Source organism: Nonlabens sp. (genome assembly GCF_018401815.1).
GTDB lineage: Bacteria > Bacteroidota > Bacteroidia > Flavobacteriales > Flavobacteriaceae > Nonlabens.
This window is the reverse complement of the sequence record NZ_JAGYKG010000006.1, coordinates 116414-136156: the sequence shown is the minus strand read 5'-3', so window position 1 is coordinate 136156 and position 19743 is coordinate 116414. Positions and strand designations below refer to the sequence as shown.

Here is a 19743-nt window from a genome sequence, read left to right as displayed (position 1 = left end):
CCCTTTAAAATACATCAATCCAAAAGGCTTTTCTGGTAGAAAAGCCTTTTTTATGGTTTTTATCTTCTATACTGCCCCCTAATTGTATTAGAAAACAATAACATGAAACTAGTAAGTGTATCCATCAGAGAAAATAATTTTGTAACTTAGGATGCTGATTATTTGAATAAATAGTTGAATTAAAAATGAAAAAAATGAAAATTAAATCAAGCCTATTAATAGCTGGCACAGTCGTGGCGGCAATAGTTTCATGTGATACTAAAAAAGAGGTTGAAGTAAAAGAACAACCTGGACTAGAAGTGGCTTATATGGATAAAGACACTTCTCCAAAAGATGATTTTTACCGCTTTGTAAATGGCACTTGGATCGATTCTACAGAAATCCCTGACGACCAAACTGTTTGGGGAGGGTTCAATAAGTTAAGAAAGGATACCGATGCTGATGTGCTGGCTATTCTAGATATGGCTATGAACGATAAAGACCTTGATCCTCAATCAGATCAGGCAAAAGCTGTTTATGTTTTTCAAAGCATGATGGATAACGATGCTCGTAACCAAGCGGGATATCAACCACTAGTTCCTTACCTAGAACAAATTGAAAACATCAAATCCCTAGATGAATTACTAGATGTTAAAGCAGGCTTAGCTAAAAAAGGATTGAATGCTTTCTTTTATGTAGGGGTAGCGCCTGATGCCATGGATACGGATATAAATGTAGCTCAATTAGGGAATGGGTCTTTAGGAATGGCTCGTGAATATTATGTTGGAGAAGATGAAGACAGTAAAGAAAAACTAGCTAAATACCAGCTACACGTTGCTAGAATGTTAGGAATGACTGGGATGGAAGGTGCTAGAGCTCAAGCAACAGCTAACGAAATTATTGCTTTTGAAACCTCTATGGCTATTCCTAGACTGGATAAAGTGACGAGAAGAAATCCTAGCAAAACCTATAATCCCATGAATGTAGAAGATCTTCAAAAAATTGCTCCCGCAATAGACTGGAATTCCTATTTTGATAAAGCGGGAATGAAAGACTTTGATCATCTGATTGTAAGTGAACCAGATTACTTAAAAGCTTTAAGCGCTATGTGGAAACCTGAAAATCTCGAAATCATGAAAAAGTATATGAGATGGTCCCTAGTTGACACTGCTGCAAACATGCTTTCCACAGAATTAGAAGAAGCAAATTTTGACTTTTATGGCAAGACCATGAGTGGCGCAAAAGAACAACGCCCACAAGACGAACGCGCTCTTGCTGCCGTTAATGGAACTTTAGGAGAAGCTCTAGGACAACTCTACGTTGATAAAAAGTTCCCCCCTGAAGCTAAAGCTAAGGCTAAGGAGATGATAGAATACGTAAAGAAAGCTTATGAAAAGCGCATCAATGACTTGGAATGGATGAGTGCTGATACGAAGACCAAGGCAATAGAAAAACTCAATGGAATGACCATTAAAATTGGGTATCCAGATAAATGGAAGGACTATTCTGAAATGGAAATTATAAGTCCTAAAAAGGGGGGTACTCTATTTGACAACATGCTTGCTGTTCAAGAGTATAACTACCATGACAATATGAGTAAGCTGGGAGAACAAGTAGATAAGACAGAGTGGTTCATGTCCCCGCAAACAGTAAACGCTTATTACAATCCTTATTATAATGAAATCGTTTTCCCAGCAGCTATTTTACAACCTCCTTTTTACAATTATAAAGCAGATGCTGCCATCAATTTTGGTGGTATGGGTGCTGTTATAGGCCATGAAATCTCCCACGGTTTTGATGATCAAGGTGCAAAATTTGCTGCAAATGGTAATATGACCAATTGGTGGACCGATGCTGATAAAGAACAATTTGAAGCATTGGGGAAAGATCTTGCCGTACAATACGATGCGATTGAAGTATTACCTGGTATTTTTATTAACGGTTCTTATACGCTAGGTGAAAACATTGGCGATTTAGGCGGTGTAAACGCTGCTTATGACGCCCTTAATATGTGGCTAGAAGATAAAGGAGAGGTGGGACCTATTGATGGGTATACACAGCAACAACGTTTCTTCTTAAGCTGGGCAAGTGCATGGCGTACTAAGATGAGAGACGAGGCGCTCAAACAACGTATCAAAGGCGATACGCACTCTCCAGGAATGTATCGCGGCTATGTTCCACTTCAAAACATTCAAGCATTTTACGACGCTTTTGATATCAAAGAAAATGATGGCATGTACATCGCTCCAGAAGATCGTGTTGTAATTTGGTAAAATTGATAGAACTTATATTAAGGCTTTCTTAACAGAAGGCCTTTTTTTGTATGCCTCTACTATCTTTAACATCTCTTAAATAGAAATCATGAAAAACTATATTCTATTCATTATTGCTGTTGTTGGTTTCGCTTTCGCGAAAGCGCAACCTAACGCCGACTACGTCAAAGAAAACTATACCAAAAGGGTGGAAAATATCTCTATGCGAGATGGTGTGAACTTATACACGGTCATCTACGCCCCAAAAGATACTTCTAAGGAATATCCCATCATGTTACAGCGCACTTGTTACAGCGTGCAACCTTATGGAGAAAACGAGTACAAAAGCACCTTAGGGCCTAATCAATTCATGATGGAAGAAGGCTACATCTTTGTCTATCAAGATGTGCGTGGTCGATGGATGAGTGAAGGGGACTTTGATAATATGAGACCACATATTACAGGTAACGATGTCAACAATAAGAAAGATATTGACGAGAGCAGCGATACTTACGATACCATAGAATGGCTCATCAATAATGTCCCTAACAATAATAAAAAAGTAGGTCAGTGGGGTATTTCTTATCCAGGATTCTATACCGCGGCGGCACTTCCAGAAGCTCACCCCTCTCTAGTAGCTTCTTCTCCACAAGCACCTATAGGAGATTTTTTCTTTGATGACTTTCATCATATGGGAGCCACTTTACAGAGTTATTTAATGGCTTATCCTGTTTTTGGACACCAGACAGAGCCCACTACAGAAAGCTGGTACAATGACAAATGGGATCAAATGAGAGCAGCAGGAAACTTAAAAGACACTTATGATTTCAACATGAAATTAGGACCCCTAAAAAATGTCACTGAAAACATATTCCCAGATAATTTCTTTTGGAAAGAAGTAGCAACACATCCTAATTATGACGAATTCTGGCAAAAACGTGCGATTATCAATCATCTAACAGACGTAGATCATGCGGTAATGACTGTAGGCGGTTGGTTTGATGCTGAGGACCTTTATGGACCTCTCAATATCTATAAAAGTGTAGAACGCAATAATCCTACAAATAAGAATAACACCATCGTAATGGGTCCATGGAGTCATGGAAACTGGTCTAGAGAAACAGGTAAGCAAATGGTGAACCACATCTACTTTGGTGATAGCATCTCTACATTTTATCAAAAAAATATTGAAACTCCATTTTTTGAACATCATTTAAAAGGAGAGAAGAATCCACAATTACCGGAAGCTTATATGTTTGATACAGGTTTAAAAGAATGGAATCAGTTTACTCAATGGCCCCCTAAAGACGCTCCAATTACTTTTGGATTTGGGAAAAATGGGGAGTTGTTGATCAATAAAGCAGGTGATCAAAATGTAGCGCACAACTACATAAGCGATCCTATGAAACCAGTGCCTTTTAGAAGTGAAGTAACACCAGTGACTTTTACCCCTAGAGCTTACATGACCGACGATCAAAGGCATGCCTCAAGAAGACCAGATGTATTGACTTTTCAGACGGAAATTCTAGACCATGACACACGTCTTGCAGGAGAAATTCAAGCCAACCTAGAAGTGATCTTGAAAGACATTACCGATGCAGACTTTATTGTAAAAGTTATAGATGTCTATCCAGATGACGAGCCAAATGGCGCGTATACCCCTAAAAATATAACTCTTGCAGGTTACCAACAACTGGTGCGAGCAGAAACCTTTAGAGGTAGGTTTAGAAATGATTTTTCTAAACCAGAACCATTTAAAGAAGGAGAAAAGACTCAAGTGAATTTTCCTTTACAAGATGTATTGCATACCTTTAAAAAAGGTCATAGAATTATGATCCAAATTCACAGCACTTGGTTTCCATATATAGATCGCAATCCGCAAAAGTACGTGGACAATATATTTGAAGCTAAGGAAAGTGATTTTACAATAGGTCAAGTCACTATTTTAGGGAGCAGCCAAGTGACCGTAGGAGAAAATAAAGATTTTAAAATGCAATTGCCTCAATTGAAACAGTAGCCTGTTGACTGTTAGCTGTTAGAATTTTAAAGTTCTGTTGTAAAAGCTTCAGCTCCAGCCAAATTCATTCAGCTGAATAAAAAAACACTGCAAGCGACAATATAATTCTCAAATACGGATTAAAGTCTGCCTTTATGGGTTGAAATAAACTATTAGTTGATCTAAAGTCAAAAGAAAGTAATCCGGTAGTTCATTATAAATTCATTTCATTGAATAAGTAAAACTTTTTAACTTGTCTTCAGTGTTTTGTTGGGTGTTTAGATCCTATTAAAAATTTCATCTCGATATAGAAACCAAAGACCTACAAGAAATAAAGCCAAATACTAGTAGCCACTTATTTATAGCAGGAGGGAGAAAGTTGACAGTAAAAACTCTCTTTACTTTTAAATAGGTACATTACACCTGATCAGCAGCGTGCCACTCGGCATAACTGGTTTCTGTTTCGCGCAATCTCAAATGATGCAAGGAGATGGTAGTAGGCAAGCGTTTTTGTATTTTATCAGCAAAATCGATGATCATCATCTCACTGGTAGGTTGGTAATCTACAAGAATAACATCATGTCCTCGATCTGAAAGTTCTTTGGCCAGTTCTACGTGGGGGGTGTTTTTATTGAACACAGTTGCGTGATCAAAAGGGTCTACGATCTCTTCTTTGATGATCTTTTTCAAATCACCAAAATCGATCACCATACCATGCTTTACATTTCCTAACTCATCAATAGGAGTTCCAATAACCGTTACCGCAAGTTTATAACTATGTCCGTGAACATTACGGCATTTCCCGTCATAACCATAAAGAGCATGACCAGTTTCAAATGAAAATTCCTTGGTAATACGTACTTTTCTCATCTTTTGCTTTTGTATTTATTATAAATCACTACAATAATGAGCAGGATCCCCAGTACTAAAAAAAGTCCTGAGCCCCCTAAAAACCCTATAATATCTAAGAACGTGGAGTCCTCTATGAGTAATGCATTCATTAACTACTATTTTATACTGCAAAGATAGCATTTAAGAAGATGTTTGTGGTTGTTGTGCTTTCTATCTTCTGTAGCATACAGCAGTTCCTGCTGGAATTCATTCCTTTTAAAACGCGATAATCATATAATTCCTTTTTTCTATCCGCTAGAAATTAAGATTCCATTGCAGCAACCTTACTTTTAAACTTAAAAAATAAAATAGCTGCCCGACCTATCATCCAAGCAAAAAAGGCAAGCCAAACTGCATAGAGATCCCCTTCTAAATAATCGAGCAAAAACAAAACTGGTAAAAAAACCAGGGCTGTTAATAACCACAATAAATTACGCAAATACGAAGCCTCACCCCAGCCTTTAAAAATCCCGTCATAAACAAAAGCAACCGCATTTATAGGCTGCATAAGCAAAACGATCCAAAAGGTATTAGCAATGATTTCTAATACCTCAGGATCGTCTGTGAATCTCTTTCCTAATGTGGTATATAGAAAGGCACAGACAATAGATAGTACCCCGGCAATCGCCACACCGTAAAGCGAGGTTTTGTTTGCTAAATACTTTAATGAAACGGCATCTTTTGAACCCAATAATTTGCCCCCGATCGCATTTCCTGCATTGGCAAAACCATCTACTACAAATGAGAACAACAACCATATATTCATAAGTACTGCGTGGGCAGCGGCGTGGGCGGCACCATAATCATTTGCAAATCTGTAGGAAAAGTAGATCGCGACATTAATAGCTGCGGTACGCAAAAAAAAGTTTGCTGTTAACCAAAGGTGCTTTGGCAGTTGTCTATGAGGGTGCCACAAGGGCAACTTTAACCTAAACATTGTGTGGTTATATAGAAAATAAATGGCGATCAACAGCATGAATAATTGTGCCGCTAGGCTGCCATAGGCTGCCCCTAAAACTCCGTAAGAAGGAATCACACCATCAATTCCATAAACTAAAGTAAGTGTTAGTAGAATATTTAATACCGCTCCTGAGAGACTTGCTATCATGGCCCAAGAAGTATTTTGCAAACCTCTAAAAATCCCGAAAATAGCAAAAGAACACAGCGTCATAGGAAATCCCAAAGCACGCACTTGATAGTAGCTACTGGCAATGGAAAGAACCTCTCCTTGAGCCTTATACCAAGTAAATATAACACTCGCCACTGGTGCTGTAATGAGATAAATAAAAATTCCTAAAACAACATTTAACCACACCACTTGAGGTATCAAATCGTTAATTTTTTCTAACTGATTGGCTCCCATAGTATGGGAAACTATAGAAGAAATAGAGGTTTTAGTTTGTGCCAATGTCCAGATGATCGCGCTTAAAAAGGTGCCTACTAATCCTATTGCAGCAAGGGCGTTGGTCGTATCACCTTGCATTTTTCCTATGATAGCAAGATCAGTTATACTGATCAATGGCTCTGCAATACCAGCAATTATAGCAGGTATCGCAAGTTTTAGAATTTGAGAAGTATTGATTTGAACTGCCATAAAGCGCGTAAATATAATCTCTAAAATATGATAACTTCCGTGTATCTTTGAAAACTCTTTATGGGGGATTAGCTCATTTGGCTAGAGCGCTACGCTGGCAGTGTAGAGGTGACCGGTTCGAATCCGGTATTCTCCACTTTAATAAACTTTAATTAATTAAATACTAATTAGTTAAGGTTTTTTTATGTTTTAAATTGTACGATTATTGTACGGTAACTTGAAAAAAGTTAATTAATCAATACAATTCCCCGCTACCGCACGAATCCTTTCGTATGGTTTTACATTTTAACGTATTGAAAAACACCAACTCCATCTAGCAACCCTTTTTCTCCAGCATCATCTAATGCACTACTGTATTTGGAATCTTCTGGTCTCAACACTATAATACCCTCACTTCTTTAGACCACTTTTAGTTGTTTTTTAATTGAATTCTTAGGCTGCATTTTTATACATTTCAATTGGTTTTTGATTTATTCCTTGATGGTTTTTGTTATGATATTTATCCATCCACTTTTTAATTCCTCGGTACAAAGTTATACCATCATCAGCGGGGTTTAAAAAGATATGTTGGTACTTAATGGTTCTCCAAAATCGTTCAATATAGATATTATCTAAAGCTCGTCCTTTGCCATCCATACTAATTCTTATCCCTTCATCCTTTAAAAATTTTACATAAGCTAAACAAGTGAATTGACTCCCTTTGATCAGAGTTCAATATCTCGGGCTTGCCTTTGGTTTTATGGCATGTTTGACCACTTCCAAGCTTGCCTGTGCATCTAAGGTGTTAGATAATCCCCACGCCATAATAGCTCGGCTGTATACATCTATTATGGCTGTAAGGTACATGAATCCTTTATGCATTGGTATATAGGTTATGTCTATCTCCCATACCTGGTTAGCTCGCTCTATTTTCAAGCCTTTTAAGAGATAAGGATGTACATACTTCTTTTCTCCCAGAACTGTTAAGTGTCTTCTAGGATAAATAGGTCGAATGTTAGCCTTACGCATTAGACGCCTTACACGCTCATAGCTAGCCTTAATATCTTTATCTTCTAACATGGATTGCATGGTGAGAACTCCAGCTGTTGGTTCCTCTAAGATGTGCTTATCCATAATTTGCATTATTTCTAAGTTTTCTGGCTTTTCACCTATGGGTTTATAATACAAACTACTCCTTGATAAATTAAGCTCACATTGGTTTCTAATACTTAATGAGAGGTCCTTTTGTTGTGAAATCAATTCCTTTTTCATTGCAGTAGATCCAAATTTTTCAAGCTTTTTTTTAAATAGTCTCGCTCCATTTCAAGCTTACCAATTTTTGCATAGAGCTTATCCAAATCAACTTCCTGCTCTTTTTGGTTTAGATGATTTTTATCAAAACATCACTGGATTTTCTAAAAACTCTTGTTTCCATTGACTGATTTGATTCGGATGTAACTCAAAACGTTCAGCTAATTCTGATAGGCTATACCGCTCCTTTAAGGCTTCTACAGCTACCTTTGTCTTAAATTCTGAAGTGAACCTGCCGGCCGGAACAGGCGGGTTTCCTTCTTGATTTTCTCATTTTGTCCATTGTTTAAAGTTAATAAATTTTCAACTTAACTAATGGTCCGAATTTGTAGAGGTATTATAGATGGATAAGAAAAAGGTTAAAAAAATCAAAGATTTCTTAATTGAATAATTAATAATATTTATTATGAGGATAGGTAGTATGTTTTCAATTTGGCCCTTTATATTCATATTATTTTGGAGTGTTGTACTTTCACTTATTATTGTTCAGATTTATAAAAAAATTAAAAACAGGAATAAATAGCACCTTTTAAAGCACATCTAAGGATGCGAGCTTGTAAAAAATGTACTTGTAAAGTGCAAGTCTTATTTTAAAAAATGCAAATGGTTTAAGCTATTTCAAATACCTTAAAAAACCATCGCACCACAGAGGTGCTCTCAATTTGTTTTTTTTATCGTATCGTATTTTCAAAACCGCCTTAGAAATAAGGCGGTTTTTTTGTGTTTTTATTTCAGCTTCTCAGATTCGACATGCCAACTATTTGTGTTGGCATTGTCTGAGACTTATCGAGATGCTTTTATATAAAATAGAATCTGAAACAAAATAAAGCTACAGTTCGACAAGCTCAGTGTGACTTTTATTTCAACCTTTTGGATGCTACATGCAAACATTCAGGCAAATACCTTGGGTGTTTCATCAAGAAGATGTTGATGAAAGCCAGAAATACGTTCCTATATGCGGACTTAAGTCCGCATATAGGATATGAATATATCAATCTTCTAAAATTAACTCCAGCACCCAATGGTAACCATTAGGAAGCTGCGACCATCTATGAGAATAAGAGTAGGATGTGATGTAACATTAGATGATCCTAATACCACAAGGATAAATGAGGCAGTAAAATTAGTCGACATTCATGAATATAGACCAATACATAAATTTATATGACGGATTATCGGTTATAAAAATATAATTTTATTGAAGTTAATCACTGATATACAGCAAGATGAATGTTAAAAGCCTTAATTATTATAAGATGCGCAATAACCTAAAAGGGATTTTTTCTGTTTTAATAGCCTTCGTAACAATGCTGATTTTTTTTACCAGTTGTGAGCGAGGTGATGTTATAGAAGAGGAAACCAGTCTAAAAGAAAGTACCATACAAGTTAATAAGATAACCAAAGAACAAATGTTATCAAAGTATGAATTAAAGAGATCGCTATCAGAAATCACATCTAAATCAAAGAATCAACTTCTTAGCGTTTATGACAGTGTCAATCAATTGTTTATAGATGACACTTATGCAAGTCAAATTATAAGTGGTGATTATGAAAGTTATAATATACCTGCGTATAAAATAAACCAAGATTCTACCGTATTGTATAACGTGTTTTTAGAAAAACAGCTGGATGGTACTTTTGAATCCATTTGTTGAGCTATTATTATCAAAACAATGTAGGTGCAGATTTAAATCAAGAAGTTATATCTTTCTCAAAAGAACATCTATCTACAAATTTTCAAATTAATACTGATTTTAGATCGTGTGGACTTAGTGGAGTTACGTGCAATTGTTACACCCTCATGAGAGAATATGTCGACCTTGAACTATGTTTATAGATGGGATTATGTCTCATGCAATAATGAAAGCTTATTGACGATGGAGATAGCGCAAGTGGCAGTATTCTCTCTCACTGACCCACCTGATTCAAACGTACCCAGTGATCCTATCGACTCTAATCCTATAGATACAAATCCAGAAGAAAATCAAGGTAGTAATGGAGGCTCTAGCGATGGTACTGCCGCCATAGGAGCTACAGATAGTAATTGCCCACAATCAAGTGTACCATCACTAGGAGATGGGAGGTGTGGATCGCTTTCTGAGCCTGTTTTTCCTTTAAATGTAGTTTCCCAAAACACACAAGCTCTTTTTGATTCTTTGAACAATCCTAATGAGATAGAACTCTATAATTTTATTCAAAATCCTCAGCAAAACGAGTTGAGAAACAACATTAATAATTTTATAAGGTCAGAATATAATTCCCAAGAGGCGCAAGCTTTTGCAAAATGGTTAATAGAATTTGAAATTATTAATGAAGAAGGAATACTTTGTGGATTGGATCACGATTGCCTTGCATCAATCAATATTATGGCTGCAGGGTTGAGAAGATTTCATGGACCTGAAGGAGATGTTACTGCATCATATTTTGAAGATGTAGTTACAGATATAGAAAATTCATTTGATTACACTAATGGTGATATACAAGATATATATGATACTTTTAAATCCATAACTCGACGGTACAATGCTCAAATGATGGCGGCTATTGTTGGAGCTTATGTTGATGTAGCAGAGATATTACTTGAAATTGCACTTTTTGAAGTAGGTGCGCCAGCTGCTATAAAATTACTGCAAAAGATTCCAATAAGCTGGGTTTTGAGGGGAACGCGTTTAAATAATACAGTTAGTAAAGTTGGATTATGGGGAACTAGAAGTGGTGGAAACAATTCGATTAGAATATTTAAAACCAATGCTCCAGTATCAAAAGCTAGTGAAACATTTACCGCACTTACTAAAGATAAAATAGGTAATTTGGTAATTCAATTCAATGGCTCAAGAATGGCAAATATGGGCAATGGAAATTTTATTACATTCAGACCAGTAACCGCTTCAGGATCCAATTTCCCTGCAACCCTTCAATTAAATTTTCCGAGTATCTGGAATAATCCAAGGATAATCAAGTTCACTAACTTATGATAAAAAAGTCAGATTTATTTAAAGAAGAAAATTTAAATATTTTCACTCCAGATGGAATTGAATTTATTCATTTTATCTTGGCTAATATTGGATACTATCAAGTTTTAAATGATAAATCACATCTTACCGCCCAAGCTCGTGAAGATGGACTGAAAGTTGTAGAGATATTATGCGATATGGAGTTAATAGAAGTATTTCACTGGGGCCAAGAAACACCAAACATTTCTAAAACAAACTTTGAAAAAACCGAATTAATTGCTTTTCTAAGAAAAGTTTGGAAAATAGGAACAGAAACCCATGAGTTCGATGGACTTCCTATGTTTATATATAAAAAATGGTATCTAGATGCACTAGAAAAAAAAGGGTGGACTATTTATACAAACTGGAAAAAGTTTGTAGAAGAAGAAATAGGTGATTTAGAAGAGTGGATAGAAGAGGTGAGACCATAATAATTTGAAGGATATAGCCATTAGCAAACAATCTAATGCCAGTCAACTAGCAGCTTATCATATGGTAAACAAGTCTACATCTTATAATTATGTTACAAACATAGATTCTACAAAAGTTGTTATGACCACAGTAAATGATGTAACCTCATTTACGTTTGCTACTCAAACTGTTGATTCAAGTGAAATAACAAATTACATTGTGGCGCAGGATGAAGACTTAAGAATAGTAGAATTTTATTTGACTTATAAGAGCGATGGAAAAGGATATATGATAGATCCAGCGACAGGAAACGAGATTCTCGGCGGTTCTCTATGGTGTCCTTTGACCAATACAGTAGAGGTTTGTGCAGACTGTGGTGCTACAGAATATAATTTTTTTGATGTATACGGCTCCGTCTTTATCGACACCACTACTACATATGAGCTATGTTCAAGCGGTACCACTGGTGGATATACTCCCCCATCTTGAGATGGCAGTGGAGAAGAAAGTGGCGGTTCAACCTTACCTTTAGGCGAGGGAGTTATTACGTTACCTGTTTTAGAAGATTTACAACCAGTATCTAGTAACACACAAGCTCTTTTTGATTCTTTGAACAATCCTAATGAGATAGAACTCTATAATTTTATTCAAAATCCTCAGCAAAACGAGTTGAGAAACAACATTAATAATTTTATAAGGTCAGAATATAATTCCCAAGAGGCACAGGGATTTGCTTTAGAAGCTATAATGGTGATGGAAGAAGATCCAAATACAGAGATTGATTTTGACGATAAGATAATAAATGAACTTTCTGCATCATCAAACCTCATATTAAATCGATTAAATTCTGGAAATAATAATATTAAAGATTATATTCAAGGGTTCGATGGGGATTTTCCTGTTTCTCATCTAAAATTTACAATTAATAATAATTTACCAAGCACTGTTTATGGAGAGACACAAGTTCCTAGTAATTTTACAACTGAAATTCAGATTAATGAATTGGCTCTTGTAAACTTATCCGATTTAGGAGTTGCTCTAGTTTTTGTTCATGAAATATTACATGCGGAAATGTTCCGTAAACTTCTTGAAGCTTCGGCTTCTTCAAACCTTAATCCTAACAATAGAACATATGAAGAGGAAATTCAATTTTTAACAAATTTATCTAATAATTACCCTGGTCTATATGATTATTATTATCAGAGGTTTCAACCTAACTGGCAACATAATTTAATGGCAGCTCATTATCAGTCAAGAATGGCACTTATGCTACTGGATTTTGATAATTCTCGTCTTCCACTTTCAGTATATCAAGATATTTGTTGGGTTGGTATCAGAACAACAAGTAATGGCAATACGACGCCTTCATGGGTTAATGTCAGTGCCAGCGACAGGAACAGAATTATTCAAAATATAAATGATAACTTTTATAATGGACCTAATACACGACATTAATGAAAAATGTATGCTTACTCATATTGTTTTTTTTCTCAGCCTCTTGCTTTTCACAAAAAGTGAATAGAGAAAAAAAAGACCTATTTCTGTTGATTAATAAAGAATGGAAAATAAAAAAGGTGGAACAAAAGTTAATTTTTGAATATCAAAACCAACAGTTTGCTTTTAATGATGAAATTAATAGTTTTCAATTTGTAGAAAAAAAACCATTTAATTTGATAAATAACATTCCAGAACTTATTGATAAAGAATTGGAGATTTATAGAGATATAAGAAAGAATGAAAAATATGCTGCACCTCCAGTTAATCACGAATACATTAACTTATTTCTTGTTCAAAAGTGTAAGAACGATAGTTTTAAGATTTTTCCAGTAAAATGGATATGTTGTAATTGATGTAATGTTCTTAATTTAATGATTATAAATTCGAATTTAATGCGGTCCTGTTTTTAGGGAAACCTACAATTAGATAGGTTAAACTCCACCAACCAACCACTTCAAATAATCATTGATTGAAATTATAAATATGTAGCAAGAGACTTCGCTACAAGTGCTGGCTTAGATAAAACGATAACTGATTATAGAAATGGAGTAGAAATTGGTAAATTTAGATTTAATAATTAAAACTTATGGTCAACATTCTTGGGCTATCAAAAGTTGTTTTTTTGTCTACCTACCAAAGGTTTACTGAATCTACTGGAGATATTATAACATACTTAGAAAAATTTGCATCTAATCTCTATGAAAGTGATGAAGAGTTACTTGAGGTTTTAGTATTTGTTATAAGAATTATGTACAGATCTGAAAACGTTAGCTTTTTAGATGAGGACATTAATGGAAAACCTTTGAAATCAGAAGAGGCATGGATTCAAATATTAAGAGATCAATGGGAGAAAGGAGACTTTTTTGATAAACGAAATTGTATTTACTTTGAAATTAAAAAACCTCGAGAATTTGATCCCGAGAAGTTTGATAAAGGAATTTTCATTTTTACAGATTAATAATTTTTAAACCATTCAAAAACCGCCTTAGAAATAAGGCGGTTTTTTTGTGTTTTTATTTCAGCTTCTAAGATTCGACATGCCAACTATTTGTGTTGGCATTGTCTGAGACTTATCGAGATGCTTTTATATAAAATAGAATCTGAAACAAAATAAAGCTACACTTCGACAAGCTCAGTGTGACTTTTATTTCAACCTTTTCGATGCTACATGCAAACATTCAAGCAAATACCTTGGGTGTTTCATCAAGAAGATGTTGATGAAAGCCAGAAATACGTTCCTATATACGGACTTGAGTCCGCATCTATGAATATTTTAATCCTCTAGGATCTTCTCCAAAACTTTTAAATAATCCTCCTGATTAGTTACAAAATCAAGATCGGTCACATCGATCACTTTTACTTTGAGTTCTTGTTGGGATCTTATGAAGTCGGCATAGCCTTGTTGTATTTGAGAGAGGTAACTGGCTTCAATATTTTTTTCATAATCCCGACCTCGTTTCTTGATGTTTTCTAGCAATCGGTCTTCAGTCTGGTAGAGGTAGACATATAAATCTGGCTTGACCAGTTCTTTATACATCATATTAAAAAGACGCTTGTAGAGGGAATATTCTTGCTTTTCCAGTGTTATTTTACTAAATATCAAGGATTTGATTACATAGTAATCGGCGACGGTAAATTCTTTAAACAGATTTTTTTGTGCCACATCATCACTTAATTGCTGGTAGCGATCAGCCAGAAAAGACATTTCTAGAGGAAAGGAATAACGCTCTTTATCTTCGTAAAAAAGAGGCAAAAACGGATTGTCTGCAAAGCGTTCCAGCACTTGTTTGGCATTAAAATCTTCTGCAATTTTATGAATGAGACTGGTTTTACCGCTTCCTATATTTCCCTCCACAGCTATAAAGTTCAGATTTTGAATGGGGTACCGCTTTCGCGAAAGCGGAATTTCAAAACCTGCCATTTTTTCTAAAGGCTCCAGATTGCTAGAAAGTTCCCTAGTGCTTTTATTCAAGACAGGGTGTATGACCTGATAAGCGATGTCCACAAGTGGCTGCATGACAAAATTGCGCTCGTGCATTCTAGGGTGAGGAACTTGTAAACGGTCTGTAGATATAATTTCATCGTCAAAGAATACAATGTCCAAGTCAATCACTCGATCTTCATACGTATCGCCTGTGCGAGGGATACGCCCCATATCAAGCTCGATTTGCTGTAAAATACGCAAGGTTTCTTGGGCGCTTTTAAAACTGTGTACAAGAATACAGGTGTTTAAAAAATCACCACCAGTAAATCCAATAGCAGGAACTTCATAAACGCCAGCGGTCTTAATCACCAGGCCTAGACGTTGCTCGATGTGGTGAGATGCGTCTAGTAAATGCTGCTTTCTATCGCCTTGATTGCTTCCTAAGGCTATGAATATTCTATGATGGTGATGAGAAGAGATGCTTTTAATTTTTATACCAAATTAAGGAATAATGATCAACTCTTGAACTACTTTTGTGATAATTATGAAGAACCTAACTGGTAAACAACTTCGTCTCGCGCACCGTATTTATCTAGTTCTGGCTGCGATTTTTATTTGCTCTCTAGTAGTATCTAATTTGATCTTTCAGAAGTTTTTTTATTGGAATCCTTTCGGGTGGTTCAATTTTGAAATTTCGGTAGGGTTATTGCCCTATCCTGTTACCTTTCTAGTTACCGATTTAGTGAGTGAGATTTATGGACGTCGTAAGGCAAATGACCTGGTCCTTGCTGGAATATTTGCGTCGGTCTTCAGCCTTGGGATTATAGCTGTGGCAGACGTTGCTCCAGCGATAGATGCAAGTCCTATACAAGATGCTGTTTTTAGTAAAATTTTTGGCGCCACAACTATTGCAGTGATCGCTAGTATGACCGCTTATTTGTTTGCCCAATTTATAGATATACAGATTTATCATTTTTGGAAAAGAATTACAGGAGGCAAAATGCTGTGGTTGCGCAATAATTTTAGCACTGTATGTTCGCAGTTTGTTGACACTATGAGCGTCTTATTATTGTTGTGTTATTATGAAGTATTATCCTGGGAACAATTTTGGCCCTTATTATTGGCAGGATTTCTCTTTAAAATGCTGGTTGCATTACTAGATACGCCATTGTTATATGCAGGCGTTTTTATTTTTAGGCGATTGTTCGGGTTGGAAATGGGAGAAGAAATAGAAATTGATTAAAAAAAGTCATGAAAAAAATAGTTAAAATATTAGGAATTACGTTGCTCGTTGTAATCATCGTGGTTGTAGCTGCGCCTTTTTTCTTCAAAGACCAAATCGCCCAAATTATTAAGGACAAATTCAATGCTTCTATGGAGGCACAAATTGGTTTTGCTGAGGTAGACTTGAGTCTTTTTAGATCCTTCCCAGACGCACAACTCCACATAGACGGTTTTTCTATTATCAATAAAGCACCTTTTGCAGGAGACACTTTGTTTTACGGTAAAGAAGTGAAGCTGGACCTGCCTATAGGCGATTTGTTTAACGATGCTAGTGAGCCTATTCATATCAACGAGTTGATCGTTCATCAAGCAGTAGCTAGGTTTACGGTTGATAAAAATGGTAATTCGAGTTGGGATATCGCTAAGGATACCGCTTCCGCGAAAGCGAATGACTCACAAGATACTGAGCAAGACACAGGCTTCTCTTTTGACTTAAAACATTATGAGATAACCGATTCTGAACTTACTTACGAAGATAAAGCTACCCAAAATAAGCTCGTGCTTACTCATATGAATCACTCTGGAAATGGAGATTTTTCATTAGGTAAGAGTACATTAGATACCTATACAGAGGCATTAGTTTTTTACGGGTTGGATGGTATAGAATACTTATCTGGCCAGCACGTCATACTGGATGCAGCTATTCTTATGGATCTAGATAACCAGAACTATACTTTTCAAGAAAACAAAGCTTTTGTCAATGACCTAGAATTAAAGATGAACGGTTTTGTGCAGTTAGAAGAATCGCATGTTATGGTGGATGTAAGTTTTGATACCCCATCATCAGATTTTAAAAACTTCTTTGCAGTTCTTCCAGAAACCTATCGCAACAACCTTGATGGCATTACAACTACGGGAGATTTTACTGTAAACGGGATAATTAAAGGAAAAGTGGACGATACCCGCATTCCTAAAATGGATATCAAGATCAGCTCAAAAAACGCTTCTTTTAAATATCCAGACCTGCCTAAAACAGTTACCAACATCACTATAGATGCACAACTTAAAAACGATACAGGAACTATAGACGACACCTATTTAAACGTTGCACAAACCTCTTTTAATATTGGGAGTGATAGAATAAGCGGTAATGCAATGATCAAAAACCTGACAACTAATATGAATGTGGATCTAAATGCAGAGGGAAACCTAGATTTTCAAAATCTAGCCCAAGCATTTCCTTTGCCAGAAGGCATGAATCTTGACGGGAAGCTGGCACTGGATATGGCAGCTAAGTTTGATATGGAAAGTATCGAGAAAGAACAGTATGAACGTATCAATACGAGAGGATCTGCCAGTCTTACCAACTTCAGGTATGAAGGTGATGCACTTATCAAACCTTTAGTGATCAAAAAGGCTAGTATTGACATGACTACTTCTAGAATACAGCTAAAAGACTTTGAAGCTCAAACAGGAAATACCGATCTAAATGCAAAGGGTACCATCAATAACTTGATAGGATTTTTGCTTCAAGACCAAAATTTAAAAGGAACTTTTACTTTAAAGTCCAACACAATAGACATTGCAGATTTTATGACGGCTGTAGAGGTGGCTCCTGCCAAAAAAGCAAATCAAACAACTCAAACATCTACATCTGCAACAACTGAAGATGCGATTAAGATTCCAGCTTTTCTGGATGCCAACTTAGATTTCCAAGCAAATCGAGTGTTATATGACGGTCTAGAACTCAAAAACGTAAGTGGTGTTGCTTTAATTAGGGATGAAACTTTGACTTTAAACAATACGACTACTGATATTTTTGACGGTAACATAGCGGTGAACGGTTCGGTTTCAACTAAAGGAGCTACGCCAGTTTTCAATATGGCATTGGATATGAAGAATCTAGATATCGCAAAGTCTTTTGAAGGTTTTGATATGTTTAAATCTTATGTCCCTATTATTAGTGTGTTACAGGGTAAAATCAATACAGATATAGCGCTCACGGGATCATTAGACAAGCAGCTTTCTCCTATTTTAGGTACACTAGCGGGAGATGCTATTGCACAGTTGCTGACTAGAGAGGTTAATGCTACTAACAACCCCTTACTAGGTAAATTAGATCAAAAATTGAGCTTTATAGATCTTAATAAATTTGACGTTTCTGACATTACAACTAAGCTTAATTTTAAAGATGGCGCAGTGCAAGTAGCGCCATTTGATTTTAATATCAAAGGGATTAAGGCTACGGCTAGTGGTAAGCACAGTCTTACTAATGAGATGGATTATACTTTGTCATTAAATGTTCCTGCAAAATACTTTGGTAAAGAAGGAGCTAGCTTGCTTTCTCAATTAGAAGAAAAAGAAGTGGATAGTCTTTCTGTTGCGGTTCCGGTTAAGTTTTCAGGATCATTTTTGAGTCCTAAAATTGATTTGAATCTTGATCTTGCGGTAAAAAACTTAACCAATCAAATTATAGAGATCCAAAAAGCCAAGCTTAAGGATAAAGGAGAAAAAGCCGTAAATAGTGCGATTGGTGATTTTATGAATGGCAAGAATCCTTTAAATGGGATTAAGGATGTGATAGGAGGTTATGGAACCCCTAAGGATTCTACTTCTGTTACTAAACCTGGTGATTCTACCAATACGGTTAAGCCAAAAGATCCGGTCAAAGAAGCTGCGGGAAACTTGATTAAGGACTTATTCGGACGTAAAAAAAAGAAAGTGGCAGACACTACCAAAACAAAATAGATTTTTAGAAAACAACATGTAGCGCTCGTCAATTATATTTTTGAAGAGCTTTTTATTGTTCCTTGTATTTTTCGCTCAAATATCTCCAAGACCTTTTTGGCACATATTCTAAGTGTAGTTTTAAACTTTTTCTAGACTTAACATAGGCACTATTAAAATATTGATTCCAGAGATCTTTATAGTTGATCTCATTGGAGTTAATACGCAGTCCAGTCGAATTGTGAAAGCCTCCTGATGAAGCAACATCACTGCTATTTTCTGAGACTCTGGTAGGTAAAACGCCCCCTTGACCACGTGCTTTTTTAAAATCAATTTGTACTTCTTGTACCGTTTCTAGGTCATAACTTATTCCAAAGTTGCGTTTTAAGTCATAAATAATCCACTTCTGGTCTGTATACTGGTTTTTAAAATGACTAACCAAAAGAGGGAGTATGTTAAAATCTGGTTCTATATGAGCATAATAGGTTTCTTCATCCATTAAGTGAAAACGCACCAACCCTTCCATGCGGTGTTTCTCGTGGTGTACCATTTTTGCCGCTTGAGTAATCTTTAAAACGGTAGAGTTAGCAGAGTCACCGCCTGGTGCTTTTTGAGCAGTAAAAGTCATTTTTAAATACTCATAAATCGTGTTTTCGATCCCGATGATTTCACTTAAAAATGCACAGTATACCTGATGAGCATTTTGGTGCTCGCATAAAGAGTTAAAACGCTTCCATACACGTTGCGCTTTATCAGGATCTGTAATGACCAGTTCGGTACCTTCAAAAAGGTGGTTTTGCTCACGAGAATCTAAAGCGATGATGGGCAGTTTAATCTTGCGGTCGTAAATAGTGAAAATAGCCGTCATCAAACCGTTTAAACTACCGTCATATAAAAGTGTAGTGGTCATGAGAAAAGATTTAATCGGGGGCTAGAATTCTTATGATACTTTCTGCCAGGGTTGA

At 36.0% G+C, this 19743-nt stretch carries 18 protein-coding genes, 1 tRNA gene and 1 pseudogene; 12 read left to right on the top strand and 8 right to left on the bottom strand.

Annotated features, from left to right (window positions below):
- Nucleotides 1-194 precede the first annotated feature (194 nt).
- Together KG732_RS11870 and KG732_RS11865 are read left to right on the top strand one after the other, a co-directional pair.
- The gene (locus KG732_RS11870; protein ID WP_213524002.1) at nucleotides 195-2252 is read left to right on the top strand and encodes a M13 family metallopeptidase; all 2058 of its coding nucleotides are present in this window, start codon (nucleotides 195-197) and stop codon (nucleotides 2250-2252) included.
- A gap of 88 nt (nucleotides 2253-2340) precedes the next feature.
- Nucleotides 2341-4248 (top strand): CocE/NonD family hydrolase, encoded by a 1908-nt coding sequence (locus KG732_RS11865; RefSeq protein WP_213524000.1) that lies wholly within the window; start codon nucleotides 2341-2343, stop codon nucleotides 4246-4248.
- Between the two features lie 396 nt (nucleotides 4249-4644).
- On the opposite strand, the gene KG732_RS11860 is transcribed toward KG732_RS11865, so the two are convergent.
- The 3 genes from KG732_RS11860 to KG732_RS11855 form a co-directional block, all read right to left on the bottom strand.
- Nucleotides 4645-5097, bottom strand: coding sequence for a 6-carboxytetrahydropterin synthase (locus KG732_RS11860; RefSeq protein ID WP_213523998.1), 453 nt, complete (start codon nucleotides 5095-5097; stop codon nucleotides 4645-4647).
- Nucleotides 5094-5228 (bottom strand): hypothetical protein, encoded by a 135-nt coding sequence (locus tag KG732_RS13130; protein WP_300980449.1) that lies wholly within the window; start codon nucleotides 5226-5228, stop codon nucleotides 5094-5096. Before KG732_RS13130 ends, KG732_RS11860 begins: the two co-directional genes overlap by 4 nt.
- Before the next feature lie 152 nt (nucleotides 5229-5380).
- A complete protein-coding gene (locus KG732_RS11855) occupies nucleotides 5381-6712 on the bottom strand; it encodes an MATE family efflux transporter (RefSeq protein ID WP_213523996.1) in 1332 nt (443 codons plus the stop codon).
- A gap of 62 nt (nucleotides 6713-6774) precedes the next feature.
- Between KG732_RS11855 and KG732_RS11850 the strand changes: the two genes are divergently transcribed.
- Nucleotides 6775-6848: transfer RNA gene (locus KG732_RS11850), tRNA-Ala, on the top strand.
- Nucleotides 6849-7144: 296 nt separating this feature from the next.
- Here the strand turns inward: KG732_RS11850 and KG732_RS11845 are convergent.
- The 3 genes and pseudogenes from KG732_RS11845 to KG732_RS13175 form a co-directional block, all read right to left on the bottom strand.
- The gene (locus KG732_RS11845; RefSeq protein WP_367271517.1) at nucleotides 7145-7354 is read right to left on the bottom strand and encodes an integrase core domain-containing protein; all 210 of its coding nucleotides are present in this window, start codon (nucleotides 7352-7354) and stop codon (nucleotides 7145-7147) included.
- Between the two features lie 69 nt (nucleotides 7355-7423).
- Nucleotides 7424-7963, bottom strand: coding sequence for a DDE-type integrase/transposase/recombinase (locus KG732_RS11840; protein ID WP_213523992.1), 540 nt, complete (start codon nucleotides 7961-7963; stop codon nucleotides 7424-7426).
- A gap of 123 nt (nucleotides 7964-8086) precedes the next feature.
- A pseudogene (locus tag KG732_RS13175) lies at nucleotides 8087-8224 on the bottom strand (transposase); the annotation flags it as partial.
- A gap of 1034 nt (nucleotides 8225-9258) precedes the next feature.
- Between KG732_RS13175 and KG732_RS11830 the strand changes: the two are divergent.
- The 7 genes from KG732_RS11830 (at nucleotide 9259) to KG732_RS11800 (ending at nucleotide 13861) form a co-directional block, all read left to right on the top strand.
- Nucleotides 9259-9657 (top strand): hypothetical protein, encoded by a 399-nt coding sequence (locus KG732_RS11830; RefSeq protein ID WP_213523983.1) that lies wholly within the window; start codon nucleotides 9259-9261, stop codon nucleotides 9655-9657.
- A gap of 222 nt (nucleotides 9658-9879) precedes the next feature.
- Nucleotides 9880-10977: a hypothetical protein gene (locus KG732_RS11825; RefSeq protein ID WP_213523981.1), complete on the top strand. Its 1098-nt coding sequence runs from the start codon at nucleotides 9880-9882 to the stop codon at nucleotides 10975-10977.
- Nucleotides 10974-11426 (top strand): hypothetical protein, encoded by a 453-nt coding sequence (locus KG732_RS11820; protein ID WP_213523979.1) that lies wholly within the window; start codon nucleotides 10974-10976, stop codon nucleotides 11424-11426. The genes KG732_RS11825 and KG732_RS11820 overlap by 4 nt, the downstream gene beginning before the upstream one ends.
- A gap of 4 nt (nucleotides 11427-11430) precedes the next feature.
- Complete coding sequence (locus tag KG732_RS11815; RefSeq protein ID WP_213523977.1) at nucleotides 11431-11895, top strand: hypothetical protein; 465 nt, start codon at nucleotides 11431-11433, stop codon at nucleotides 11893-11895.
- 120 nt (nucleotides 11896-12015) lie between these two features.
- Nucleotides 12016-12861 carry a hypothetical protein gene (locus KG732_RS11810; RefSeq protein ID WP_213523975.1) on the top strand — a complete coding sequence of 282 codons (846 nt, stop codon included), beginning with the start codon at nucleotides 12016-12018 and terminating at the stop codon, nucleotides 12859-12861.
- Nucleotides 12861-13256: a hypothetical protein gene (locus KG732_RS11805; RefSeq protein ID WP_213523973.1), complete on the top strand. Its 396-nt coding sequence runs from the start codon at nucleotides 12861-12863 to the stop codon at nucleotides 13254-13256. The genes KG732_RS11810 and KG732_RS11805 overlap by 1 nt, the downstream gene beginning before the upstream one ends.
- Nucleotides 13257-13525: 269 nt before the next feature.
- Nucleotides 13526-13861 (top strand): hypothetical protein, encoded by a 336-nt coding sequence (locus KG732_RS11800; RefSeq protein WP_213523971.1) that lies wholly within the window; start codon nucleotides 13526-13528, stop codon nucleotides 13859-13861.
- A 315-nt stretch (nucleotides 13862-14176) separates the two neighbouring features.
- On the opposite strand, the gene folK is transcribed toward KG732_RS11800, so the two are convergent.
- Complete coding sequence (gene folK / locus KG732_RS11795; protein ID WP_367271516.1) at nucleotides 14177-15277, bottom strand: 2-amino-4-hydroxy-6-hydroxymethyldihydropteridine diphosphokinase; 1101 nt, start codon at nucleotides 15275-15277, stop codon at nucleotides 14177-14179.
- Nucleotides 15278-15371: 94 nt separating this feature from the next.
- Between folK and KG732_RS11790 the strand changes: the two genes are divergently transcribed.
- Both KG732_RS11790 and KG732_RS11785 read left to right on the top strand, forming a co-directional pair.
- Nucleotides 15372-16070: a queuosine precursor transporter gene (locus tag KG732_RS11790; RefSeq protein ID WP_213523969.1), complete on the top strand. Its 699-nt coding sequence runs from the start codon at nucleotides 15372-15374 to the stop codon at nucleotides 16068-16070.
- A gap of 8 nt (nucleotides 16071-16078) precedes the next feature.
- Nucleotides 16079-18799: an AsmA-like C-terminal region-containing protein gene (locus KG732_RS11785; RefSeq protein WP_213523967.1), complete on the top strand. Its 2721-nt coding sequence runs from the start codon at nucleotides 16079-16081 to the stop codon at nucleotides 18797-18799.
- 52 nt (nucleotides 18800-18851) lie between these two features.
- Here KG732_RS11785 and KG732_RS11780 read toward each other — a convergent pair whose 3' ends face one another.
- Entirely contained in the window at nucleotides 18852-19688 is an 837-nt protein-coding gene (locus tag KG732_RS11780) for a TIGR03915 family putative DNA repair protein (RefSeq protein WP_213523965.1), read from the bottom strand.
- Nucleotides 19689-19743: the final 55 nt, after the last annotated feature.

What these genes read in the sequence shown, in the direction of transcription:
- KG732_RS11870 (WP_213524002.1), top strand. Translation starts at nt 195, where the DNA reads ATGAAAATTAAATCAAGCCTATTAATAGCTGGCACAGTCGTGGCGGCA.
- KG732_RS11865 (WP_213524000.1), top strand. Translation starts at nt 2,341, where the DNA reads ATGAAAAACTATATTCTATTCATTATTGCTGTTGTTGGTTTCGCTTTC.
- KG732_RS11860 (WP_213523998.1), bottom strand. Translation starts at nt 5,097, where the DNA reads ATGAGAAAAGTACGTATTACCAAGGAATTTTCATTTGAAACTGGTCAT.
- KG732_RS13130 (WP_300980449.1), bottom strand. Translation starts at nt 5,228, where the DNA reads ATGAATGCATTACTCATAGAGGACTCCACGTTCTTAGATATTATAGGG.
- KG732_RS11855 (WP_213523996.1), bottom strand. Translation starts at nt 6,712, where the DNA reads ATGGCAGTTCAAATCAATACTTCTCAAATTCTAAAACTTGCGATACCT.
- KG732_RS11840 (WP_213523992.1), bottom strand. Translation starts at nt 7,963, where the DNA reads ATGAAAAAGGAATTGATTTCACAACAAAAGGACCTCTCATTAAGTATT.
- KG732_RS11830 (WP_213523983.1), top strand. Translation starts at nt 9,259, where the DNA reads ATGCGCAATAACCTAAAAGGGATTTTTTCTGTTTTAATAGCCTTCGTA.
- KG732_RS11825 (WP_213523981.1), top strand. Translation starts at nt 9,880, where the DNA reads ATGGAGATAGCGCAAGTGGCAGTATTCTCTCTCACTGACCCACCTGAT.
- KG732_RS11820 (WP_213523979.1), top strand. Translation starts at nt 10,974, where the DNA reads ATGATAAAAAAGTCAGATTTATTTAAAGAAGAAAATTTAAATATTTTC.
- KG732_RS11805 (WP_213523973.1), top strand. Translation starts at nt 12,861, where the DNA reads ATGAAAAATGTATGCTTACTCATATTGTTTTTTTTCTCAGCCTCTTGC.
- KG732_RS11790 (WP_213523969.1), top strand. Translation starts at nt 15,372, where the DNA reads ATGAAGAACCTAACTGGTAAACAACTTCGTCTCGCGCACCGTATTTAT.
- KG732_RS11785 (WP_213523967.1), top strand. Translation starts at nt 16,079, where the DNA reads ATGAAAAAAATAGTTAAAATATTAGGAATTACGTTGCTCGTTGTAATC.
- KG732_RS11780 (WP_213523965.1), bottom strand. Translation starts at nt 19,688, where the DNA reads ATGACCACTACACTTTTATATGACGGTAGTTTAAACGGTTTGATGACG.